The organism is Muribaculum sp. (assembly GCF_029051885.1).
Lineage (GTDB): Bacteria > Bacteroidota > Bacteroidia > Bacteroidales > Muribaculaceae > Muribaculum.
Window position 1 is genome coordinate 1 of record NZ_JAIDKI010000255.1, and the last position, 7,124, is coordinate 7,124.

Consider the following 7,124-nt stretch of genomic DNA (forward strand, 5'->3'; position numbering starts at 1 on the left):
CGATGCTGCCGGGGGCGGGCTCGATGACGCGGCGGCCTGTAAGGTCGGTGTAGATTACTGACACTACAGGCGATTCGCTGCCGGCTACCGACTCGATACCTGAGGTGGCGCTTACTTCCATTACTGCCGATTCGGCTCCTTCTTCCGACATGCCGAAGAAGTTAAGATAGTCGGTGCGCACGGAATATCCGTATCGCTTGCCTGACTCAAGGCCGGTGAATGTGTGGGAGGTAGCGCCGGTGACTGTAGCCGATTCGAGTTTCTTGTACGATTTCTGGCCGGGAGCGAGAGTCTGGTACACCTTTATGTCGTCGAGCATGAATTTCTTCAGGTTCTTTGACTCGAAGTGCACGGTGGCTCCGTCGCATGCTCCCGAGAGGGTCACGGTCTCATCGATGATGCCGTCGGCGGGCACTTCAAACACTTTGGCGCGGGTTGCGTCGTAGTCGCCGATGTATACGGTAATCTGGTCCTCTCCGGGCTTGCTGCTCTGCAGGCGGAAGGATACGGTGGCATCTCCATCGGCAAATCCGAGAGCGGGAGTCACCATGGCGCCGCCACCGTAGGGACGTCCGCCGATAAACATACCGTCGAATGTGCCCAACATGCCGGCGGCTGCGATGGCCGAGTTGATGTTCCAGCCTGGCATTTCGGTATAGTCGTCGGCTGAGATGCGCTCTATCGGCGAGTCGAATGTGCCGGATGTGGATTTGTCGAAGCTGTCCTCAAGCAGAATGTTTTCTACAGGCTCGCCCTGTGAGGCGGTGATGCTTCTGATGAAGAATTTCTTAAGATTCTTCGATTCGAAACGTATGTAGTTGTCATTGGTGCCTCCGATAATCTCAAACGACTCGGTGACGATGCCGCTCTCGGGGATTGTGATTGCATGGGCCTTGTCATCGGAGTAAGAGCCGATATACACGGTGATGATATCTTCGGGAGTGGCGTGCAACGATACTGTTATGTATACTTTGCCGTTGTAGGCCGAGAAGTCGGCGTTGGGTGAGTATATATAGCCTCCGATGGGACGGCCGCCGCGTATGGCTCCGTCGGCAACACCAAACATGCCGTCGGCAACCAGACATGTCACGCCTTTCCAACCTTTGGTATCGGTGTACTCGTCGAGCGATTCAACGGTAGTCGGGTTGTCGAATGTGCCGCCGTTGCATTTTGCGCCGTTCTCACTTATCCGGCATATGCCGTCGGCCGAGATAATCTCGTAGTTGGTGACCACGTAGGAGCTGCCTTTGGGATTGGCCTCCCAGTTGGCGGTATAGGAGTTGGCTGTGACTGACGATGCCGGTCTGAGCACTGTAGGCACGAGGCTGTCGAGATGCAGTATCTCTGACGCGGCTGACACTTCCTCTCCGCCGATGGCCTTGACGGTGGCATAATAGTTGGTGGCAGGGTCGAGGCCGGTCACTTTCATGGTTGTGGCAGTGCCCTCGGTGGCCTCATGGTCCATTATGTATACGTTGGGGCGGTATGTGTTTACCACGGTCGATACTGTCATGGTGCCTTCACCGGTAGGTTCACTGCCCGAGGGGCCTGCCTCGATGTAGATGCATTGGGTGAACTCGTCGACGGGATAGCCGCCAAACATCTCGTAGGTGGATACCTGGTTGGTGATGGCAAGCTGTCCCATATAGATGTCGCCACGGAATATGGAGCTGAGCTCGTGGTTGGCATCAGCCTGGCGGAAGATGAGCGGGAGAGTCTTCTCGGAGTCGATACCGGCAGTGCCGCTTATCGTATAGTTGATTACCGCTTTGTCGAGATGACCGTTTACGGCCGGTGTATAGAGAGTCGGGTGATCCTTGTTGATAATCTGGTTTACATACTGGGCCTCGGTGACGCTTTCGCCAAGATGCCATACGGATACCTCATATTCTGTGGCACCCTCTACGGATTCCCATGTCAGAGTAAGCGAGTGGCCGTCGTAGTCGCTCTGTGCAAGTCCGGTCGGGGGAGCTATCGCACTTGCTCCTGTTGGGATACCGGCCAGAGCCAATAAACAAAGTAAAGAATTTCGCATTGTTTTGTTGTGAAAATAAAGAATAATGATTGAATGTGTAAAACAAGTGTAAATTTAGCCTAAATCTGATTATAGACCAAACGTTTCGTTTGTATAATGTCGTTTTTCAACAATTTATCCCTTCCTGCATGTCGCTGTCGCGGTATGAATAGATATTACAAGAATAGATATTATATGTAGAATCGGGCTGCTCCGTAAGGATTTTTATACGGAGCAGCCCGGTTTATGTCATGTATTTCCGGAAAATCAATATCCGGTGTAGCTATGGGGCGACAGGCGGTGCAACTCCTCCTTCACTTCGGCCGACACGTTGAGGGTGTCGATGAATGCGGCGATGCTTTCGGCGGTGACTGTCGTGTTGACGCGGGTGAGTTCCTTGAGTGTTTCGTAGGGCTTGGGATATCCCTCGCGGCGGAGGATGGTCTGGATGCCCTCGGCCACTACGTTCCACATGCCGTCGAGGTCGCGGTTTATTGCGGTCTCGTTGAGCAGGAGCTTGCCGAGTCCCTTAAGGGTCGATGCGATGGCAATCATCATATGGGCCATAGGCACACCTACGTTGCGCAGTACTGTCGAGTCGGTAAGGTCGCGCTGCAGGCGGCTTACGGGCAGTTTTGATGCGAGGTGGTCGAGTATGGCGTTGGCAATGCCGAGGTTGCCTTCTGAATTTTCGAAGTCAATGGGGTTGACCTTGTGGGGCATGGCCGATGAGCCAACCTCTCCGGCCTTGATTTTCTGCTTGAAGTATTCCATCGATATGTACTGCCACATATCGCGGTCAAGGTCGAGGATGATGGTGTTGATGCGGCGCATTGCGTCGAATATGGCGGCCAGATTGTCGTAGTTGGAAATCTGGGTGGTATATTCTTCGCGTTCGATGCCAAGACGCTCGCTGAGGAATGTGGCCGCGAATTTGCGCCAGTCGATTTCGGGATATGCTGTGAGGTGGGCGTTGAAGTTGCCGGTGGCGCCGCCAAACTTGCCGCTGACGGTAGTGGCGTCGAGCATGTCGAGCTGCTTGCGCAGGCGGTAGCGGAATACGCGTATCTCTTTTCCGAGGCGTGTGGGCGATGCGGGCTGGCCGTGGGTCTTGGCGAGCATGGGGAGGTCGGCCCACTCGTCGGCGCGTGCCTCAAGATGTTCTATCAGCTCGACGAGCATGGGACGGTAGGCCTCGGCGATGGCTTCCTTCACCGACATGGGCACGGAGGTGTTGTTGATATCCTGGGATGTCAGGCCGAAGTGTATAAACTCCTTGACGTCGCTCAGGCCCAGGGCGTCGAACTGCTCCTTGAGGAAGTATTCCACTGCCTTTACGTCGTGGTTGGTGACCGATTCGATATCCTTGATGCGCTGTGCATCCTCGGTCGAGAAGTCCTTGTAGATAGCGCGGAGGGCGGGAAACAGGGCGTGGTCGACTCCCGATAGCTGGGGCAGAGGTATCTCGCAGAGAGCGATGAAATACTCTACCTCCACGCGCACGCGGTAGCGGATGAGGGCGTATTCAGAGAAGTACTGGTCGAGGCGCTCGCATTTTCCGCGGTAGCGTCCGTCGACAGGCGATATGGCTGTAAGCTGTGAAAGTTCCATTGCTGATTGTCGGAGATGGGTATATGTGATGTGATGAAAAAATGGCCATAGCCCCCCGTTCGGAGGGCTATGGCATGAGATTATTTACGGGCGAGGTAGATGGTACACACGCCGAATGTCAGAGGATGGTGCTCAGTGTCCGAGAATCCGGCTTCGCGCATAAGGGCGAGCATAGCCTCACCCTGGGGCACGGCCGCTATGCTTTCGGGCAGATAGCTGTAGGCGCGCACGTCGCGGCTTACAATACGTCCCGCCAGGGGTATGATATGGCGGGTGTAGAAGCGGTAGAGTGGCTTGACCAGAGGTGAGGTAGGGGTCGACAGCTCGATTACACAGAGTGTGCCGCCGGGCCGCAACACACGGTACATCTCGCGGTAGCCCTGGAGCAGGTGTTCGAAGTTGCGCACTCCGTAGGCTGCGGTGACGGTGTCGTAGGTACCCTCGGCCATGGGCAGATGCAGGCAGTCGGCGGTGAGGAATGTCATTTTTGTACCGGAGTCAGTGGCTCCGGAGTCGGCGGCTGCCTTGCGGCGCGCCACTTCGAGCATCCCTTCGCTGAGGTCGATGCCTGTCACTGTAGCCGGGCGCAGCGACCTGGCAAGGAGCAGGGCGAGGTCGCCTGTGCCGGTGGCCACGTCGAGTATGTCGGCATGAGGCCTGGCTGCAAGCATGCGCACCGCCTTGCGACGCCACAGCCGGTCGATGCCGAAGGTCATCATCCGGTTCATGAAGTCGTAGGCGGGAGCTATGGAGTCGAACATGTCGCGCACCTGCTCTGTCTTGCATCGCGTGTCGTCGCGGTAGGGGTTGACGCGCTCGGCTTTTACATCCATAATGGCTGACTTAGAGCTTGTTTAATAATAAATGTTACCGTCAGGGCGGTCATTCGTCGAGCAGATTTTTCGCTTGTGATGAGGGAGTTATGGGGTTCCATAACGACCGAAGAGCAGGCGGAAAGATGCCGGCGAATGACCGACTGGAGGTAATTTGTTTCATATCGTTGATATATTTTTGCATTTGTTTCAAAAGCAGGAGGGAGGTTGAATGGTTATAAAGTCACCTTTTGTCTCGTATATCTTGGCCGCTTTTCACCCTGTTCCTCAGTCGTGTACATAAAGTACACTCCTTCGTCACATGTCGAAAATCGCCTCAATATATACGACCCTGGCGGCAACATTTATTATTAAACAAGCTCTTATTAGCGTGCTTCGAGCCAGGCTGTCACTGACTTCTCGATGCGCGAGGCGATGTCGGAGGTCTCGGCGTCGCGGTCGAATTTCTCGCCGGTGATGTGCTCGTACAGTTCGATGTATCGGTCGCTTACCGACTCGCAGTAGGCGTCGGTCATCTCGGGCACCTGCTGGCCCTCTTTGCCCATGAAGCCGTTTTCGATAAGCCACTGGCGCACAAATTCTTTTGAGAGCTGCTTCTGGGGCTCGCCCTTGAGGAAGCGCTCTTCGTATCCGTCGGCATAGAAGTAGCGCGACGAGTCGGGAGTGTGGATTTCGTCGATGAGGTATACCTTGCCGTCGCGTTTTCCGAACTCATATTTGGTGTCGACGAGTATCAGACCATGCTTTGCGGCGATTTCCGAACCGCGCTTGAAGAGCTCGCGGGTGTACTGCTCCATCTGCTCGTAGTCGGCTTTGTCGACGATGCCCTGGGCTATGATTTCCTCGCGTGAGATGTTTTCATCGTGTCCGGCCTCGGCTTTGGTGGTCGGAGTGATAATCGGCTCGGGGAATTTCTCGTTCTCCTTCATTCCGTCGGGAAGTTTTACTCCGCATATCTCGCGGCATCCTGCCTGATAGTCGCGCCATGCGCTGCCGGTGAGGTAGCCGCGGATAATCATCTCCACACGGAATCCTTCGCACTTGAGTCCGACAGTCACCATGGGGTCGGGAGTGGCGAGCTTCCAGTTGGGTACGATGTCGGCTGTGGCGTCGAGAAACTTTGCGGCAATCTGGTTGAGCACCTGTCCCTTGAAGGGAATGCCTTTGGGAAGAATCACGTCAAATGCCGATATACGGTCGGTGGCGACCATCACCATGATGTCGTCGTTGATGTCGTAGACGTCGCGTACTTTACCGTGGTACACGCTCTTTTGGCCGGGAAAATTAAAATCGGTCTTGGTAAGTGTCTGTGCCATTGCTGTTATGATGTGATAGTTGTGATTAAATTCGTAAGTTGCTGGCGGTTATTCGGAGATTGCGGTCGGGTCCGTTGTCTCCGGGTTGGACTTCATCTCGTCATCGTAATGCTGATATGCCTCTACGATGCGTTGCACGAGATGGTGGCGCACGATATCCTTTTTGCCGAACTCGACCATGCCGATTCCCTCTACACCCTTGAGTACGTGGAGGGCCTGCACGAGTCCGGAGCGTACCGAGCGCGGGAGGTCGATCTGTGTCACGTCGCCCGTGATTATCATCTTGGCGTTCATGCCCAGTCGGGTCAGGAACATCTTAATCTGGTGGGTGGTGGTGTTCTGAGCTTCGTCGAGCACGATTACGGCGTCGTTGAGTGTGCGTCCGCGCATGAATGCGAGCGGTGCTATCTGGATTACGTTGTTGTCCATGTATTCCTTGAGCTTTACGGCCGGAATCATATCCTCGAGTGCGTCGTAGAGCGGCTGTAGATACGGGTCGATTTTATCCTTCATGTCGCCGGGCAGGAATCCGAGTTTTTCTCCGGCCTCGACAGCCGGGCGCGATAGGATAATCTTGCGCACCTCACGGTTTTTCAGGGCTCTCACGGCCAGGGCGATTGCTATGTAGGTCTTGCCTGTGCCGGCAGGGCCGAGGGCGAAAGTGAGGTCGTTGTGTATAAACGCTTCGACGAGTTTCTGCTGGTTGGGGTTGCGGGCCGCGATAGGCTTTCCGTTGATGCCGTAGATGATTACGTCGTCGCGTTTCATCTCTTTCGGGGAGTGACCTTTTACTATGTCGAGGATTACGTCCTCGGGCAGTTTGTTGTAGCGTGAGCAATAGTCTTCAAGCTCTTTTATGCGCTTTTCAAACTGTGCGGTCTCTTCTTCATCGCCGATAACCTTGATTACCTGTCCGCGTGCGGCCATGCGCAATTTCGGGAACAGATTTCTGATTAACTGCATGTTGCAGTTGTTTACCCCGTAAAAACTTACGGGATCCACGCTGTCGATAATTATAATACGCTCAATCATCCGTGAATCGTGAAATATGTCTACAAAGTTACAACAAATCTCGGATACAGAATGATTTTCGGCTTGCAATTTTAAGATGATAATTTGAGAGCTTGAAGTCATCTTGGCTTCAAGCTCTTATTCGGAGACAAAACAAACGTTTAGACTCCGCTCTCCAATATTTGTTAACGCCGAGGTCGGGTTGGTGTTCAGTCGCCGGGCTACGCCGGGCATTTCGAGAGAGGGGGGGGACACCAACCTATGGCTGCGAACCGCTAACGCGGCTCTTGCCATAGGCTAACGTTGTGGACGCCCCCAAAGGGGCTATGCGCTAACGCG

5 protein-coding genes are annotated in these 7,124 nt (G+C 54.5%); all 5 read right to left on the bottom strand.

Annotated elements, in window-relative coordinates; genetic code table 11:
- Window positions 1-2,035, bottom strand: a 2,035-nt coding sequence (locus tag K2I50_RS10545; protein WP_301026309.1) for a hypothetical protein, incomplete at its 3' end; no start/stop codon positions are given.
- 246 nt (window positions 2,036-2,281) lie between these two features.
- Entirely contained in the window at window positions 2,282-3,625 is a 1,344-nt protein-coding gene (gene purB, locus K2I50_RS10550; RefSeq protein ID WP_301026310.1) for an adenylosuccinate lyase, read from the bottom strand.
- Between the two features lie 80 nt (window positions 3,626-3,705).
- Window positions 3,706-4,458, bottom strand: a complete 753-nt coding sequence (gene ubiE / locus K2I50_RS10555) for a bifunctional demethylmenaquinone methyltransferase/2-methoxy-6-polyprenyl-1,4-benzoquinol methylase UbiE (RefSeq protein WP_301026311.1) — start codon at window positions 4,456-4,458, stop codon at window positions 3,706-3,708.
- Window positions 4,459-4,823: 365 nt separating this feature from the next.
- Window positions 4,824-5,774 (bottom strand): phosphoribosylaminoimidazolesuccinocarboxamide synthase, encoded by a 951-nt coding sequence (locus K2I50_RS10560; RefSeq protein WP_301026312.1) that lies wholly within the window; start codon window positions 5,772-5,774, stop codon window positions 4,824-4,826.
- A 48-nt stretch (window positions 5,775-5,822) separates the two neighbouring features.
- Window positions 5,823-6,806 (bottom strand): PhoH family protein, encoded by a 984-nt coding sequence (locus K2I50_RS10565; protein WP_301026313.1) that lies wholly within the window; start codon window positions 6,804-6,806, stop codon window positions 5,823-5,825.
- Window positions 6,807-7,124: the final 318 nt, after the last annotated feature.